The 16254-nt window shown below is 58.8% G+C and carries 14 protein-coding genes; 6 read left to right on the forward strand and 8 right to left on the reverse strand.

Going from position 1 to position 16254, the window contains the following annotated elements; all coding sequences use genetic code 11:
- The 3 genes from KW839_RS09895 to gpmI form a co-directional block, all read right to left on the reverse strand.
- Entirely contained in the window at positions 1–1314 is a 1314-nt protein-coding gene (locus tag KW839_RS09895) for a S41 family peptidase (protein ID WP_218424215.1), read from the reverse strand.
- A gap of 34 nt (positions 1315–1348) precedes the next feature.
- Positions 1349–2644: a murein hydrolase activator EnvC gene (locus KW839_RS09900; RefSeq protein ID WP_060544058.1), complete on the reverse strand. Its 1296-nt coding sequence runs from the start codon at positions 2642–2644 to the stop codon at positions 1349–1351.
- A gap of 251 nt (positions 2645–2895) precedes the next feature.
- The gene (gpmI, locus tag KW839_RS09905) at positions 2896–4425 is read right to left on the reverse strand and encodes a 2,3-bisphosphoglycerate-independent phosphoglycerate mutase (RefSeq protein ID WP_060544059.1); all 1530 of its coding nucleotides are present in this window, start codon (positions 4423–4425) and stop codon (positions 2896–2898) included.
- Positions 4426–4578: 153 nt separating this feature from the next.
- On the opposite strand from gpmI, the gene KW839_RS09910 reads away from it, so the two are divergent.
- From KW839_RS09910 to secB, 3 genes are read left to right on the forward strand one after another with little or no spacing between them, the layout of a single operon-like run.
- Entirely contained in the window at positions 4579–4992 is a 414-nt protein-coding gene (locus KW839_RS09910) for a rhodanese-like domain-containing protein (protein ID WP_060544060.1), read from the forward strand.
- A gap of 1 nt (position 4993) precedes the next feature.
- Positions 4994–5248 (forward strand): glutaredoxin 3, encoded by a 255-nt coding sequence (gene grxC, locus KW839_RS09915; protein ID WP_007972741.1) that lies wholly within the window; start codon positions 4994–4996, stop codon positions 5246–5248.
- 56 nt (positions 5249–5304) lie between these two features.
- Positions 5305–5790 (forward strand): protein-export chaperone SecB, encoded by a 486-nt coding sequence (gene secB / locus KW839_RS09920; RefSeq protein WP_060544061.1) that lies wholly within the window; start codon positions 5305–5307, stop codon positions 5788–5790.
- A 132-nt stretch (positions 5791–5922) separates the two neighbouring features.
- Here the strand turns inward: secB and trmL are convergent, their stop codons facing one another.
- Positions 5923–6378, reverse strand: a complete 456-nt coding sequence (trmL, locus tag KW839_RS09925; RefSeq protein ID WP_218424216.1) for a tRNA (uridine(34)/cytosine(34)/5-carboxymethylaminomethyluridine(34)-2'-O)-methyltransferase TrmL — start codon at positions 6376–6378, stop codon at positions 5923–5925.
- Here trmL and KW839_RS09930 point away from each other — a divergent pair.
- Positions 6377–6817, forward strand: coding sequence for a hypothetical protein (locus KW839_RS09930; protein ID WP_060544063.1), 441 nt, complete (start codon positions 6377–6379; stop codon positions 6815–6817). The two genes, trmL and KW839_RS09930, sit on opposite strands and share 2 nt — an antisense overlap.
- A gap of 569 nt (positions 6818–7386) precedes the next feature.
- On the opposite strand, the gene ntrC is transcribed toward KW839_RS09930, so the two are convergent.
- The 4 genes from ntrC to glnA all read right to left on the reverse strand — a co-directional run bounded on the left by ntrC (position 7387) and on the right by glnA (position 12397).
- Positions 7387–8823, reverse strand: a complete 1437-nt coding sequence (gene ntrC / locus KW839_RS09935) for a nitrogen regulation protein NR(I) (RefSeq protein ID WP_060544064.1) — start codon at positions 8821–8823, stop codon at positions 7387–7389.
- Positions 8820–9905 carry a nitrogen regulation protein NR(II) gene (gene glnL / locus KW839_RS09940; protein WP_218424217.1) on the reverse strand — a complete coding sequence of 362 codons (1086 nt, stop codon included), beginning with the start codon at positions 9903–9905 and terminating at the stop codon, positions 8820–8822. Before glnL ends, ntrC begins: the two co-directional genes overlap by 4 nt.
- 267 nt (positions 9906–10172) lie before the next feature.
- On the reverse strand, positions 10173–10688 hold the full coding sequence (locus tag KW839_RS09945) for a DUF4124 domain-containing protein (RefSeq protein ID WP_218424218.1): 516 nt from the start codon (positions 10686–10688) through the stop codon (positions 10173–10175).
- A gap of 302 nt (positions 10689–10990) precedes the next feature.
- A complete protein-coding gene (gene glnA / locus KW839_RS09950; RefSeq protein WP_060542571.1) occupies positions 10991–12397 on the reverse strand; it encodes a type I glutamate--ammonia ligase in 1407 nt (468 codons plus the stop codon).
- A gap of 328 nt (positions 12398–12725) precedes the next feature.
- Here glnA and thiI point away from each other — a divergent pair, with 328 nt between their 5' ends.
- Positions 12726–14180, forward strand: a complete 1455-nt coding sequence (thiI, locus tag KW839_RS09955; RefSeq protein ID WP_060542573.1) for a tRNA uracil 4-sulfurtransferase ThiI — start codon at positions 12726–12728, stop codon at positions 14178–14180.
- Between the two features lie 139 nt (positions 14181–14319).
- Entirely contained in the window at positions 14320–16140 is a 1821-nt protein-coding gene (gene typA, locus KW839_RS09960) for a translational GTPase TypA (protein WP_060542574.1), read from the forward strand.
- Positions 16141–16254 lie beyond the last annotated feature (114 nt).

Genomic DNA, 16254 nt, shown 5'->3' on the forward strand with positions numbered 1-16254 from the left:
TCAGCGGCCGGAGGTGATGCTCAGCCCTTTGAGCAGGCTCAGCGCCTGGGCCAATTGATAGTCGTCGTCCTGAGGCATCGGTTTGGCTTTGCCGCCGGAGCCGGTCGGTTTGTCGGCGCCGCCGTTGCCATTGCCCAAGTGGCCCTGCAAGTCGGCTTCCTTGAAGTAATCGCCGTCCTGCTCGTCGGTGATCTTGGCCTTGCGCACTTCGATGTCAGGAACGATGCCCTGAGCCTGAATCGAGCGGCCGTTCGGTGTGAAGTACAAGGCCGTGGTGATCTTCAGCGCACGATCGTTGTTCAGCGGCAGCACGGTTTGCACCGAACCCTTGCCGAAGCTGGTGGTGCCCATGACCACGGCGCGCTTCTGATCCTGCAAGGCACCGGCAACAATTTCCGATGCCGAGGCGCTGCCGCCGTTGATCAGCACGACCATTGGTACGGCTTCGCTTTCGTCCTTGCCAGTGGCGTTGAAGCGCAGCTCGGAGTTGGCAATGCGGCCCTTGGTGTAAACGATCAGGCCCTTGGTGATGAAGTGGTCGACCACTTCCACCGCAGACTGCAGCACTCCGCCGGGGTTGTTGCGCAGGTCGAGGACGATGCCCTTGAGCTTCTTGCCGTTGTCCTTGCGCAGCTTGGCCAGGGCCTTGGAGACCTCTTCGCCGGTCTTGACCTGGAATTGGGTGATGCGAATGTAGCCGTAGCCGGACTCCAGCAGCTGGCTCTTCACACTCTTCACTTGAATGACGGCGCGGGCCAGGGTGACGTCGAACGGCGGGCCGCCGTCGCGGACCAGGGTCAGGGTGATTTTTTCACCGATCTTGCCGCGCATCTTGTCCACGGCTTCGGTCATGCTCTGGCCGCGGGTTGGCTGGCCATTGATCTTGACGATGAAGTCGCCGGCCTGGATGCCTGCTTTCGAAGCCGGGGTGTCATCGATCGGCGAAACCACCTTGATGAAGCCGTCTTCAGCGCCGACTTCGATGCCCAGGCCGCCGAACTCCCCGCTGGTGCTTTCCTGCAGCTCGGCGAAGTCTTCAGGGCCGAGGTAGGCCGAGTGCGGGTCGAGGTTGCTGAGCATGCCCTTGATGGCATTTTCCAGCAGGGTCTTGTCATCCACCGGTTCGACATAGGCGGCTTTGATCCGGTCCATTACCTCGGCAAAGGTGCGCAATTCATCCAGCGGCAAAGGCGCCTTGGTGGTCGCAGCAGTGCCCGCAGGCGCGACGGCCGGTTGAGCGGCGAACGCCAGAGGCGCGCCGATCACCAGGGCGATCGTCAGGGCCAGCGAGGTAAGGCGGGACAAATGCAGCATGTCGAACGAACTCCTAATGTAGGTGACTCAACGCCTATCCTTGCGTGCGGCACCATTGCGCCGGATCACTCGGGTGACCCTGCTGACGAATTGCAAAATACAGCGCTGGTGTGTCCTGCCCGCCACTGTTACCGACAGTGGAGATGGACTCACCGGCTTTTACCACGTCACCCGCAGACTTGAGCAGTGTCTGGTTGTGGCCGTATAGACTCAGGAAGCCATTGCCGTGGTCGAGAATCACCAGCAAGCCGGCGCCCCGCAGCCAGTCGGCGAACACCACGCGACCGCCATGCACGGCATGTACTGCACTGCCAGCTGAAGCGCTGATCATCACCCCGTCCCATTTGGTCCGGGCATCGTCGCCCCGGCTTTCACCGAAGCGTGCCAACAGTCGACCGTCGACAGGCCATGGAAGTTTGCCGCGAGTTGACGAAAAGGCGCCCCCGAAGGTCTCGCCCGAGCTGGACACCAGCGCGCCTGGTGTTGATCTGACCGGTTTGCGTGGGGCGTCATCGCCGGCATCTGCCTGCGCCTGGGCCTCACGTAAACGCTTTTTTTCGGCTTCCTGCTGGGCGATCAGCGCTTTTTGCCGCGCTTCTTCTGCCTCACGTGCCTGTCGCGCCAGGGTTTCTTCAATGGTTTTAAGGACTTTAGACAGGTCAGCCTGATCCTGCTCGCGGGCCGCCAGCTTCTGGTCACGAGCCTTTACGTCGTCATTGAGTCTGGCCAGGACTTTCTGGCGTTCCTGGCGAACTTTGTCCAGTTCGCCGCGCTGGGTGTCGAGGCTGCTTTGCTGTACCAGCAGTTGTGCCTGCTGCATGGCGATGTCTTTTTCGACATTGCTCAGTTGGCGCAGGGTTTCATTGAAGTTCTTCAGCTGCTCCAGGCGGGCCTGACTCAGGTAGTCGTAATAGGTAAGGGTACGGGCGAATTTTTCCGGATTCTGTTGGTTGAGCAGCAGCTTGAGATATTCCTGGCGCCCGTTCTGGTAGGCCGCACGGGCCTGAATGGCGATCAGTCGTTGCTGTTCAGTGCGCGCGCTCTGGAGTTTTTTTTTCTCGGCATCGAGTCGCTGCAACTCGTCTTCGCTTTTCTTCAGCTCTTTTTGCAGGGCTTCGACCTGCTTCTCGAGCTTGCCCATTTCGGTCTCGGTGCCCTTGAGCTCTTTTTGCACACCGGATTTTTCTTCCTGCAGTTTGCCCAGCATTTTTTTCAGCTCGGCAATATCCTGACGCGTAGCGTCCAACTGTTGTTGGGTTTGCGCGCGCTCGTCAGCAAAGGCCGGTTGGAGCAGGCATGTCAGAGCAAGGGCTATCAGGACACGAAGCATAGAGGCGGGCGGCACCAAGGAAAGGGACAGCCTAGTATGCCCGCCATGGGCAGCAAAAAAAATGCCCATTTCCGACTGTGTGATAACTGGACAAAAAAACACCACAAACCAATGTGGGAGCCTGTGGCGAGGGGGCTTGCCCCCGTTGGGCAGCGAAGCGGCCCCAAAACAGTGTTTTGGGACTACTGCGTAGTCCAACGGGGGCAAGCCCCCTCGCCACATAGTCTCGCTCCCACTGGGTATTGCGGGGTTTACACCAGGATGGAAGTCCCGGTCATTTCCGCAGGCTGTTCCAGGCCCAGCAGTTTCAACATGGTCGGCGCCACGTCCGCCAGCACGCCGCCTTCGCGAACCTTCAGGTCACGCTTGCCGACATAGATGAACGGAACCGGTTCGGTGGTGTGCGCGGTATGCGCCTGGCCGGTGGAGGCATCGGACATTTGCTCGACGTTGCCGTGGTCGGCGGTAATCAGCGCTTCACCGCCGACTTTCTCCAGGGCCTCGACGATGCGGCCGACACACTGGTCCAGGCATTCGACGGCTTTAACCGCTGCTTCGAACACGCCACTGTGGCCGACCATGTCGCCGTTGGCGTAGTTGACCACGATCACGTCGTAACGCTGGTTTTCAATGGCGTCGACGATGCGGTCGGTGACTTCCGGCGCGCTCATTTCCGGCTGCAAGTCGTAGGTAGCGACTTTCGGCGACGGAATCAGGATGCGTTCTTCGCCCGGGAACGGTTCTTCGCGACCGCCGGAGAAGAAGAAGGTCACGTGGGCGTATTTTTCGGTTTCGGCGATGCGCAGCTGGGTCTTGCCGTTTTTCGCCAGGTAATCGCCCAGCACATTCTCCAGGCTGCCGGCAGCAAAGGCCGATGGCGCAGGAATGCTTGCGGCGTACTGGGTCAGCATGACGTAGCCGGCCAGTTTTGGCTGGCGGGCACGCTCGAAGTCCTTGAAGTCGTCTTCGACGAACACGCGGGTCAGCTCGCGAGCGCGGTCGGCACGGAAGTTCATGAAGACCACGGCGTCGCCGTCCTCCACTTTTACCGGCTCACCGATGGAGGTGGCTTTGACGAATTCATCGCTTTCGCCGCGCGCGTAGGCCGCTTCCAGACCTTCCTGTGCGGTGGCCGCGTTGAACTCGCCGTGGCCGTCGACAATCAGGTTGTAGGCTTGGGATACGCGGTCCCAGCGGTTGTCGCGGTCCATGGCGAAGTAGCGGCCGATGATGCTGGCGATCCGGCCTTTGCCCAGGGCCTGGAAAGTTGCGTCGAGCAGTTCGATCGATGATTGCGCGCTTTTCGGCGGGGTATCACGGCCGTCGAGGAACGCGTGCAGGTAAATCTTTTCGGCGCCGCGCTTGAAGGCCAGTTCGGCCATGGCGATCAGGTGGTCCTGGTGGCTGTGCACGCCGCCATCGGACAGCAGGCCCATGAAATGCACGGCTTTGCCGGCGGCGACGGCTTTGTCCACAGCGGCGCAGATGGTCGGGTTCTCGAAGAACTCACCGTCGCGGATCGATTTGGTCACGCGAGTGAAGTCCTGGTACACCACGCGGCCGGCGCCGAGATTCATGTGGCCGACTTCAGAGTTGCCCATCTGGCCATCCGGCAAGCCGACATCCATGCCGCTGCCCGAGATCAAGCCGTTAGGCACGGTGGCCCACAGGCGGTCCAGTACGGGCTTCTTCGCGGCGAAGATGGCATTGGATTCAGGGCTGTCACTGTGACCGAAGCCGTCGAGAATCATCAGGACCAAAGGTTTAGGCGTGGTAGTCATGGAATCCACTCGTGGCTGAGATAAAAAGGAGCAATGGAAAAGGGAGTGGCAGTTTAAAGCGAAGTTCCGGCCACGTCACCGCCGGACGGGGTTTGGCCCACCATAGTGGCTGTGTATACTGGCCGACATTTTAACGCCCTGGAACCTCCTTCGATGGTTGCTAACCTGATTCAATTTGCCACTAACCACTACATTCTCGTCGGTATCTTCGTCGTACTGCTGGCGTTGCTGATTGCCTATCAAATGCAGGGCGGCGGCCGTAGCCTGAGCACCGGTGAACTGACCGGGCTGGTCAACAAGGACGCAGGCGTGGTGATCGACATCCGTCCGGTCAAGGATTTCGCCGCCGGTCACATCGTCGGTGCGCTGAACATTCCCCACGACAAACTGGCTGCTCGCGTCGGCGAACTGGAAAAACACAAGGCCAAGACCATCATTCTGGTCGATGCCATGGGCCAGACCGCCGGCACCCATGCCCGCGAACTGATGAAATCCGGCTTCACCGCCGCCAAGCTGTCCGGCGGTATTTCCAGCTGGAAAGGCGATAACTTGCCGTTGGTGAAGTGATATGAGCAACGTCGTCGTCTATTCCAGCGATTACTGCCCCTACTGCTCGCGAGCCAAATACCTGCTCGAGAACAAAGGCGTAGCCTTCGAAGAGATCAAGGTCGATGGCAAGCCGCAGGTGCGCGCTGCAATGGCCCAGAAGGCCGGGCGTACGTCCGTGCCGCAAATCTGGATCGGCAGCACACATGTCGGCGGTTGTGATGATTTGTTTGCCCTGGAGCGCGCCGGCAAGCTCGATGCGTTGCTCAGGGCCTGACTGCACTACTCAAAACAAGCAAACCTATAAGAACCCTGGATCAAGAAGGATCTGCGATGACTGACCAACAGAACACTGCTGCGACCGAAGAAGAAACTGCACCGCAATTCTCCTTGCAGCGCATTTATGTGCGTGACCTGTCCTTCGAAGCTCCGAAAAGCCCGGCGATTTTCCGTCAGCAATGGGAGCCGAGCGTCGCTCTGGACCTGAACACCCGTCAAAAGGCCCTGGAATCCGATTTCCACGAAGTCGTGCTGACCCTGTCGGTGACCGTGAAGAACGGTGATGAAGTGGCGTTCATCGCTGAAGTGCAACAGGCCGGGATCTTCCTGATCAAGAACCTGGACGACGCTTCGATGAGCCACACCCTGGGTGCGTTCTGCCCGAACATCCTGTTCCCGTACGCTCGCGAAACCCTGGACAGCCTGGTGACCCGTGGTTCGTTCCCGGCTCTGATGCTGGCGCCGGTGAACTTCGACGCGCTGTACGCGCAAGAACTGCAACGCATGCAGGCTGCGGGCGAGACGCCGACAGTCCAGTAAGCTGTCCTGATCGTCGAAGCAAGTCCAATGTGGGAGCGGGCTTGCTCGCGAAAGCGGTGTATCAGTCAACATTCATGTTGAATCTGATGACCCCTTCGCGAGCAAGCCCGCTCCCACATTTGCTATGCGGTGCTATTTGAAGCCGTTCTGGCGCCAGGCTTCGTAAACGGCGACCGCCACGGTGTTCGACAGATTCAGGCTGCGGCAACCTTCACGCATCGGCAGGCGCAGGCGTTGGTCGGCGGGAAGTGCGTCGAGTACCTCGGCGGGAAGGCCGCGGCTTTCCGGGCCGAACAGGAACGCGTCGCCGGGCACGAAACTGGCATCGTGAAACGCTCGCGAGCCCTTGGTGGTGAAGGCGAACAACCGTGGATGACCGAGGTTTTCCAGGCAGCTGGCGAGGTCAGCATGGCGTTGCAAGGTGGCGTATTCGTGATAGTCGAGGCCGGCACGGCGCAGGCGCTTGTCGTCCATCTCGAAGCCCAGCGGTTCGATCAAATGCAGGTGGCAGCCACTGTTGGCGCACAGCCTGATAACGTTGCCGGTATTCGGCGGAATTTCTGGTTGGAAAAGGATGACGTGAAACATGCACGGCTCCGAAGGTAAAGATGAGCGGCATTCTACGCCGCAAGCCGGCCTGCGTTCGAAACTATTCCTGCGGGTGATGGCGTCGCTGGCAATTGTCGGCGTAATGGTGGGGATGATGATCGGGCGCCTGACCACCCCCGATCCCAGCGAACTGCAGCAGATTGAAGTCACGAACGATGGATTGGTGGTGTGGTTCAACCAACAGCCCAAGACTCACGGCGAGATTGTCGACGGCAGCGTTGCTCTGCTGTTCGATGCCAAGGGCCTGGCCAAGAGCGGCCAGCTCAGGCTTGGCGACAAGGACGTGAACTGGCGGGTGCGGTTGAGTGATGGCGGGTTGTTGTTGACGCTGGTGGCGGCTCGGCCTCTGCAGGGCGAATGGGCCGGTAGCGAGGTCGATGACCGCTGGCGGCTGCAGATCCATCTCCGGGAGCAATAAAAGAGGGAATCCCCGGCCTGCCTGTACCAAGGTTCCCGAAACGGGCGGGTTGGCGCATGGCACCAACCCCGGTGTAAAGAAGGAACCCCTGACCTGCCTGTATCAAGGGCCCCAAAACGGTTGGCTCGTCGCGGTTGCGGTGTGAGCCTGGTGTAAAGAGGGGAATCCCCGGCCTGCCTGTACCAAGGTCCCCGAAACCGGGTAGGTGAACTGAATCACTTGAAAGGGATGTTGCAGGGGGCGTGCCAGTTTTTAACAAGTTGAAACGCAAAGTTGTGCTGAAATGCCGAAAGCCCCGTATTACGGGGCTTTCGTGTTTTTTCGGTAGGGCTTCGATAGCGAACCTAGGGGGAGCGTTGAAGATGTTTTTGTGCGCGATTGCGGTTCACGGTGCTTTGAGTCGGTGCACGCAGTTCTAAATGTGGGAGCGGGCTTGCTCGCGAAGAGGCCATCACATTCAACATCGATGTTGAATGACGCCCCGCTTTCGCGAGCAAGCCCGCTCCCACATTGTTCGGTGTGAACTAAAAAGAGGTTCGCTGCCAGCGATGTTGCAGGGCTAGCCCAATTTAGCCCTCATCCCCCTCATCATCATCCCCGCCATCTACCTTCATCCCCAATTCCTTGATCTTGCGAGTCAGGGTATTGCGGCCCCAGCCCAGCAAGACAGCGGCATCGCGGCGGCGACCGGCGGTGTGTTTGAGGGCGGTCTCGATCATGATCCGCTCGAAGGCTGGCACAGCGCTGTCTAGCAGGCTCGACTGACCGCGAGCCAGCGCCTGGTCGGCCCACTGGCGCAGGGCCTGTTCCCAGTTGGTCACTGGCGCGGAATCCTGAGGCAGGCTCAGCAGCTCCGGCGGCAAGTCGCCGATGTGCACTTCGCGACCCGAAGCCATCACCGTTATCCAGCGGCAGGTGTTCTCCAGCTGACGCACGTTACCCGGCCACGGCAGGTTTTTCAGGTATTCCTCGGTTTCGCTCTTGAGCAGCTTCGGCTCGACGGCCAGTTCCTGGGCGGCACGACTGAGGAAGTGCTTGGCCAGGGTCGGGATGTCTTCGCGACGGTCCGACAGGCGAGGAATGTGGATGCGAATCACGTTCAGTCGATGGAACAAATCCTCACGGAATTTCCCGGCGTGCACCAGGGTTTCCAGGTTCTGGTGCGTCGCGGCAATGATTCGCACGTCGACCTTCACTGGCACATGACCGCCCACGCGGTAGAACTCGCCGTCTGCCAGGACACGCAGCAGGCGGGTCTGGGTATCGGCCGGCATGTCGCCGATTTCGTCGAGGAACAGGGTGCCGCCATCTGCCTGTTCGAAACGTCCTCGACGCAGGTTGGCTGCGCCGGTGAAGGCGCCTTTCTCGTGGCCGAACAGCTCCGACTCCATCAGGTCCTTGGGGATTGCCGCCATGTTCAGCGCAATGAACGGCGAAGCCGCACGGGGGCTGTGGCGGTGCAGGGCGTGTGCCACCAGTTCTTTACCGGTACCCGATTCACCATTGATCAGCACGGTGATATTGGAATGGCTCAAACGCCCGATGGCGCGAAACACTTCCTGCATCGCCGGCGCTTCGCCGATGATTTCCGGGGTGCGAGTCAGCGTCGGAACGACTTCCAGGCCTTGCTGTTCCTGGGCGTGCTGGTTGGCGCGCTTGACCAGGGATACGGCTTCGTCGACATCGAATGGCTTGGGCAGGTACTCGAATGCGCCGCCCTGATAGGACGCGACAGCGCTGTCCAGATCGGAGTGAGCGGTCATGATGATGACCGGTAACCGTGGGTGTTGTTCGCGAATCCGCGCCAGCAGGTCCAGGCCGCTGGCACCGGGCATGCGGATGTCGGAAATGATCACGTCCGGCTGCTGGCGCGCCAGGCGGCTCATCACGCCATCGGCGCTGTCGAAGCTTTGCGTAGTCATGCCTTCCTGCTGCAAGGCTTTTTCCAGGACCCAACGGATAGAACGGTCGTCATCGACGATCCACACGGTTTCACTACGGCTCATGTCGATGTGGCTCCTTGTTCCAGTGGCAGAAAGATCGAGAAGGTGGTGTGGCCGGGGTGGCTGTCACATTCGATCAGGCCCTGGTGCTGGCTGATGATGTTCTGGGTAATGGCCAGGCCCAGACCGGTACCATCCGGACGGCCGCTGACCATTGGGAAGAAAATGGTTTCCTGAAGCTCGGCAGGAATGCCCGGACCGTTGTCGATGATTTCGATCTTGGTCACCAGGCGATGGCGCACGTGGCCGATGGTGAACTGGCGCATGGTGCGCGAGCGCAGGTTGATGCGACCCAGGCGCAGTTCGTTCTGGCTGCTGATGGCTTGCATCGCGTTGCGCACGATGTTCAGTACCGCTTGAATCATCTGTTCGCGGTCGATCAATACGTCCGGGATGCTTGGGTCATAGTCGCGCACCAAGGTGATGCAACCCTGGCTTTCGGCCTCCACCAACTGGCAGACACGCTCCAGCACTTCGTGGATGTTGCACATTGCCAGCGAAGGCAGCTTGTTCGAGCCGAGCATGCGATCGACCAGATTACGCAGACGATCGGCCTCTTCAATAATGACGTTGGTGTAATCGCGCAGGCTTTCTTCCGGCAGCTCGCGGGCCAGCAACTGCGCCGCGCCGCGAATACCGCCCAATGGATTCTTGATTTCATGGGCAAGGCCGCGCACCAGCATCTTGCTGGTTTCCTGCTTCGACAGTTGCGCCTCCTCCTTGGTGATCCGCAGCAAGCGGTCGCGAGGATGCACTTCGAGCAGCAGCAGGGTTTCGCCATTGTTGAGGATGGGCGTTACGGCGTAATCGACGGTCAGGGTCTGGCCGGTGAGGGCGGTGAGCATGGCTTCACGCTTGGTGAATGGATGCGCGTGTTCTACCGCCTGGCGCAAAGAATTCAGCGCTTCGGGGGACTCGGTGAATAACTCGCTGATGAATTGCCCATGGCTGCGCTGACCACTGATGGCCAGCAGCATCTCCGCCGCCGGGTTCATGTACTCGAGGCGCAATTCGGCATCGAGCAGGATGGTGGCGGTGGTGAGGTTGTCGAGTAGTAAACGGTGTAGTGCGTCGCTTATGGTCATCAGGACCTCTTTTGGAGCGGAGCGGGCGCAAGAAACAAGCGTTGGTAAGCGCAAAATGCAAAAACCAAACCAAGGCTCCGAAAAGAAGCGCTTTAGCGCTAAAACGGGCGTTTAGCGCTCGATTGCATAGCGCTCGGTTCGCCGTTACGGGTATTTTCGAACCAAAATGGGTTGGAATGTGCGTGCGCCGCAAGATCTCGCACCAATATAGTGCGCAAAGCTGAATGAAGTAAGAAGAGTCGCACAAAGGTATTTTTCGTTGCGGGTTTACGGTTTGCTTGCCCGCTGCACGGTGAAGGTCACCGTATGGCTTTGCTGCACGATGCTTTGGCCTTCAATCACCTGTACCGCGAGGCGGTGCTTACCACGAGCGACGTTGAGCAATTTCAGGGTCGGGACGTTGCTCGGCTGACCGTAAGGCTGATCATCCAGCAAGAGACGCAGTAGATGATGATCTTGCAGGTGCGGCTTGATCAGGACTTCGACAGTGACGTTGCCGTTGTTGGCGCGCAGTGCTTCGCCAGTGGGCAGGCCCGTAAGTTCCAGTACCTCGTAGAGGGTGCTGGGGGGCTGTTCGCTGGAAGGGGCGATGGGTGGAGCGGGTTTGCCAGGTGGCTGGCTTTCGATGCTGTTGAGAGGCTGTAACTCGACAGCCCGGGCGTTTGCGCCTGTGGGCGGTTGATTGCTGTAGGTGGTGGTGCCATTGGCGTCCGTGTACTTATAGATCTGCGCGGTGGCGGGCAGGGATATCAGCAGCAGGATGAATGGAAAAACACGGGCCATGAGCTCGACCGGAAACGAAAGCGTTGGGTTGCAGCATAGGTCAGGTGCGGCGGTTGCCTCCAGTCGCAAAACATTTTGGGCATGTTTCACGAAAGTCCTGTGGTAAGGGGGCTTGTCGGAACGCCGCATCGCCCCGCTGGGTTGCGCACCGGCCCCAAGAATTTCTGGGACTACTGCGTAGTCCAACGGGGGCGAGCCCCCTCACCACGGGGAAATCGGGTGCCTGTCGAAATTGCGTGCAATAAAAAAGGCCTCCCGAAGGAGGCCTCTTTTGTCACGCCGCGTGTCGCGGCGCTACCGGATCAGCAGCTGTAGTACAGCTCGTATTCCAGTGGGTGTACGAAGGTACGTACCTTGATTTCTTCTTCGCTTTTCAGAGCGATGTAAGCGTCGATGAAGTCGTCGCTGAAAACGCCGCCTTTGGTCAGGAACGCACGACCTTTGTCCAGCTCTTCCAGGGCTTCTTTCAGGCTGCCGCAAACTTGTGGGATCTCTTTGGCCTCTTCAGGCGGCAGGTCGTACAGGTTTTTGTCAGCTGCATCGCCAGGGTGGATCTTGTTCTGGATGCCGTCCAGGCCAGCCATCAACAGTGCGGCGAAGCACAGGTACGGGTTGGCAGCCGGATCCGGGAAGCGCGCTTCGATACGGCGGGCTTTCGGGCTCGACACGTAAGGAATACGGATCGAAGCGGAACGGTTGCGAGCCGAGTAGGCCAGCATTACCGGTGCTTCGAAGCCTGGAACCAGACGCTTGTAGGAGTTGGTCGCCGGGTTGGTGAAGCCGTTCAGGGCCTTACCGTGCTTGATGATGCCGCCGATGAAGTACAGGGCGGTATCGGACAGGCCGGCATAGCCTTCGCCTGCGAAGGTGTTCTTGCCGTCTTTCCAGATCGACATGTGTACGTGCATGCCCGAACCGTTGTCGCCGTACAGAGGCTTAGGCATGAAGGTCGCGGTGCGGCCGTAAGCGTCAGCAACGTTGTGTACAACGTACTTCAGGGTTTGGGTTTCGTCGGCTTTCTTCACCAGGGTGTTGAACTTGACGCCGATTTCGTTCTGGCCGGCAGTTGCCACTTCGTGGTGGTGAACTTCGACGGTCAGGCCCATTTCTTCCAGTGCGTTGCACATGGAGGTACGGATTTCGTGGTCGTGGTCGAACGGTGGAACCGGGAAGTAGCCGCCTTTGACGCCTGGACGGTGGCCCTTGTTGCCGCCTTCGATGTCCTGGTCGGACATCCAGGAACCTTGTTCGGAGTAGATCTTGAACATGGAACCGGAAATGTCGGACTTGAACTTCACCTGGTCGAAGATGAAGAACTCTGGCTCTGGGCCGGCGAATACGGTGTCACCGATACCGGTGGATTTCAGGTGCTCTTCGGCACGCTTGGCGATCGCACGTGGGTCGCGATCGTAGCCTTGCATGCTCGAAGGTTCGATGATGTCGCAGACCAGGATCAGGGTCGGCTCTTCAGTGAACGGATCCAGCACAGCGGTGGAGTCGTCCGGCAGCAGGATCATGTCGGAAGCTTCGATACCTTTCCAGCCAGCGATGGAGGAACCGTCGAACATTTTGCCGACTTCGAAGAAGTCGTCTTCCAGCGCATCGCGAGCCGGCATGGTCACGTGGTGCTGAGTGCCTTTGGTGTCTGTGAAGCGCAGATCAATCCACTTGACGTCATGATCTTTGATGAGTTGAACCGACTTCGACATAGTGTCCTCCGGGTGGATTAGGGCTGGTAGTGGATGCCCTTTAATGTTTGTGATGCCGGCGCGAATACTCTGCCAAGGCAACCTGCCTCACAAGGGAGCAAATTGCATGCCAGTGCCCCAGCATGGGTTTTTTGCCCCAAAATCTCGCTTATCAGGGCATATTGGCCTTTAAGGAAGAAAATCCCGCCCTGTAATGTTGCGTCGAAGGCGACAAATGACCTGTTTTGGTGCATGTAAAACCTTCTGCACATTAACTGGTTAAACCTTGAGCAATTTCCGCTATAATCCGCGCCCCCCTTTTTCGGCAGGCCCTGCGCGCGCTGTTTCCATGAAATTAATCGTAAAAGTCTTCCCCGAGATCACCATCAAGAGCCGCCCGGTACGGATGCGTTTCATCCGTCAGTTGGCCAAGAACATCCGTGCCGTGCTCCGCGATCTGGACCCGGCTGTGGTGGTGAACGGTGTGTGGGACAACCTCGAGCTGGAAACCCGCGTCAGCGATCCCAAGGCCCTGAAAGAGATGGGCGAACGCCTGAGCTGCATGCCGGGCATCGCGCATTTCCTGCAGATCGACGAGTACCCGCTGGGTGACTTCGACGACATCGTCGAGAAGTGCAAGCAGCACTACGGCGATGCACTGGCCGGGAAGATTTTCTCGGTCCGTTGCAAACGCGCCGGCAAGCACCCATTTAGCTCCATAGACATCGAGAAATACGTCGGCAGCCAGTTGCGCCGCCAGTGCGGTGCCGCCGGAATCGACCTGAAAAAGCCCGAAATCGAAGTCCGCATCGAAGTTCGCGACCAACGGTTGTTCGTGATCCACAGCCAGCACACCGGCATCGGCGGTTATCCGCTGGGAGCCCTGGAACAGACGCTCGTTCTGATGTCCGGCGGCTTCGACTCCACTGTGGCGGCCTACCAGATCATGCGTCGCGGCCTGATGGCGCATTTCTGCTTCTTCAATCTGGGCGGACGTGCCCACGAACTGGGCGTCATGGAAGTCGCGCATTTCATCTGGAAGAAGTACGGCAGCTCCCAACGCGTGCTATTTGTCAGTGTGCCGTTCGAGGAAGTGCTGGGCGAAATTCTCGGCAAAGTCGATAACAGTCATATGGGCGTAGTATTGAAGCGTATGATGTTGCGCGCTTCCTCCCAAATTGCCGATCGACTGCACATTGAGGCGTTGGTGACCGGTGAGGCGATCTCCCAGGTTTCGAGCCAGACATTGCCGAACCTGAACGTGATCGACTGCGTGACCGAGAAACTGGTCTTGCGTCCGCTCATCGCCAGCCACAAGCAGGACATCATCGACCTGGCCAACGAGATCGGCACTGCTGATTTCGCCCGGCACATGCCGGAATACTGCGGCGTCATCTCGGTCAATCCGAAGACCGCAGCCAAGCGCCATCGCGTCGAGCATGAAGAGAAAGAATTCGATATGGCGGTACTCGAGCGTGCGCTCGAAAACGCCAAGCTGGTACCGATCGATCGGGTGATCGATGAATTGGGCCAGGATGTTCAAATTGAAGAAGTCAGCGAAGCGCTGGCCGGTCAGATCGTCATCGATATCCGTCACCCGGATGCCGCTGAAGACGACCCGCTGGACCTTGCTGGCATCGAGGTACAAACGATGCCGTTTTATGCACTGAACGCTCGTTTCAAGGAACTGGACCCTACTCGCCAGTACCTGCTTTATTGCGACAAAGGCGTGATGAGTCGCCTGCATGCCCACCATTTGCTCAGTGAGGGGCATGCCAATGTGCGCGTTTATCGACCGAGCTAAGTGCCCGGGGCTGTTTGCCTGTGGCTTGCGTCACCGGCCCCCCGACGCCGCCGTCAAGCTGTAACGGCAAGGCCTGACTCTACTGTAAATCGCTGCCAAGACTTGTCAGCACACCGAATCCTCTGATCGAGATACACAAGTGATCGAAAATCTACGCAACATCGCCATCATTGCTCACGTTGACCATGGTAAAACCACCCTGGTAGACAAACTCCTGCGTCAATCCGGCACTCTGGAGCGCAACGAGCTCAACGACGAGCGCGTGATGGACTCCAACGACCAGGAAAAAGAGCGCGGTATTACCATTCTGGCGAAAAACACCGCCATCAACTGGAACGGCTACCACATCAACATCGTGGACACCCCGGGCCACGCCGACTTCGGCGGCGAAGTTGAACGCGTTATGTCGATGGTTGACTCCGTTCTGCTGCTGGTTGACGCTCAAGACGGCCCTATGCCGCAAACCCGTTTCGTGACCAAGAAGGCTTTCGAAGCCGGCCTGCGTCCGATCGTGTGCATCAACAAGGTTGACCGTCCAGGCGCGCGTCCGGACTGGGTTCTGGACCAGATCTTCGACCTGTTCGACAACCTGGGTGCCACCGAAGAACAGCTGGACTTCAAAGTCGTCTACGCCTCGGCCCTGAACGGTATTGCCGGTCTGGACCACACCGAAATGGCTGAAGACATGACCCCGCTGTACCAGTCGATCGTCGACAACGTACCGGCGCCGGCTGTTGACCGTGATGGTCCGTTCCAGATGCAGATCTCCGCACTGGACTACAACAGCTTCCTGGGTGTTATCGGTGTTGGCCGTATCGCTCGTGGTCGCGTCAAGCCGAACACCCCGGTTGTCGCTATCGGCGCCGACGGCAAGAAGCGTAACGGTCGTATCCTGAAGCTGATGGGTCACCACGGTCTGCACCGTGTAGACGTTGAAGAAGCTGCTGCAGGCGACATCGTGTGCATCAGCGGTATGGACTCGCTGTTCATCTCCGACACCCTGTGCCACCCGGACACCGTTGAAGCGATGAAGCCGTTGACCGTCGACGAGCCAACCGTTTCCATGACCTTCCAGGTAAACGACTCGCCATTCTGCGGTAAAGAAGGCAAGTTCGTGACTTCCCGTAACATCAAGGAACGTCTGGACAAAGAGCTGCTGTACAACGTTGCACTGCGCGTTGAAGAAGGCGACTCGGCTGACAAGTTCAAGGTTTCCGGCCGTGGCGAACTGCACCTCTCGGTACTGATCGAAACCATGCGTCGCGAAGGCTTCGAAATGGCTGTAGGCCGTCCGGAAGTGATCATCCGTCTGGTAGACGGCGTGAAGCACGAACCGTTCGAAAACGTCACCATCGACCTGCCGGAAGAATCCCAGGGCAAGGTGATGGAAGAGATGGGCCTGCGTAAAGGCGACCTGACCAACATGGTGCCGGATGGCAAAGGCCGTGTACGTCTGGAATACAACATCCCTGCTCGTGGTCTGATCGGTTTCCGTAACCAGTTCCTGACCCTGACCAACGGTGCTGGCATCCTGACCTCGATCTTCGATCGTTACGACACCATGAAGTCCGGCGACATGTCCGGCCGTCAGAACGGCGTTCTGGTTTCGGTTGAAACCGGCAAGGCACTGACCTACTCCCTGGAAACCCTGCAGGCGCGTGGCAAGCTGTTCGTAGAACACGGTCAGGAAATCTACAACGGTCAGATCGTTGGTCTGAACAGCCGTGACAACGACCTGGGCGTTAACCCTACCAAGGGCAAGAAGCTCGACAACATGCGTGCTTCGGGTAAAGACGAAACCATCGCTCTGGTTCCACCTGTTCGCTTCACCCTGGAACAGGCTCTGGAATTCATCCAGGACGACGAGCTGTGTGAAGTAACTCCTAAGTCCATCCGTCTTCGCAAGAAGATCCTGGACGAAAGCGAGCGTACCCGCGCTGCCAAGAAAGCCAAGGCTTGATGTTTTAGCCTGAGCTGAAATGAAAACGCCCCCGGTCGAGAGACCGGGGGCGTTTTTGTTTGTCTGGGGGAAATGTTGTGAGGCGTTTTCCCCTCACCCTGGCCCTCTCCCCCT

Origin of the sequence: Pseudomonas sp. PDM31 (assembly GCF_019218965.1) — a bacterium.
In the GTDB taxonomy this organism is placed as follows: domain Bacteria; phylum Pseudomonadota; class Gammaproteobacteria; order Pseudomonadales; family Pseudomonadaceae; genus Aquipseudomonas.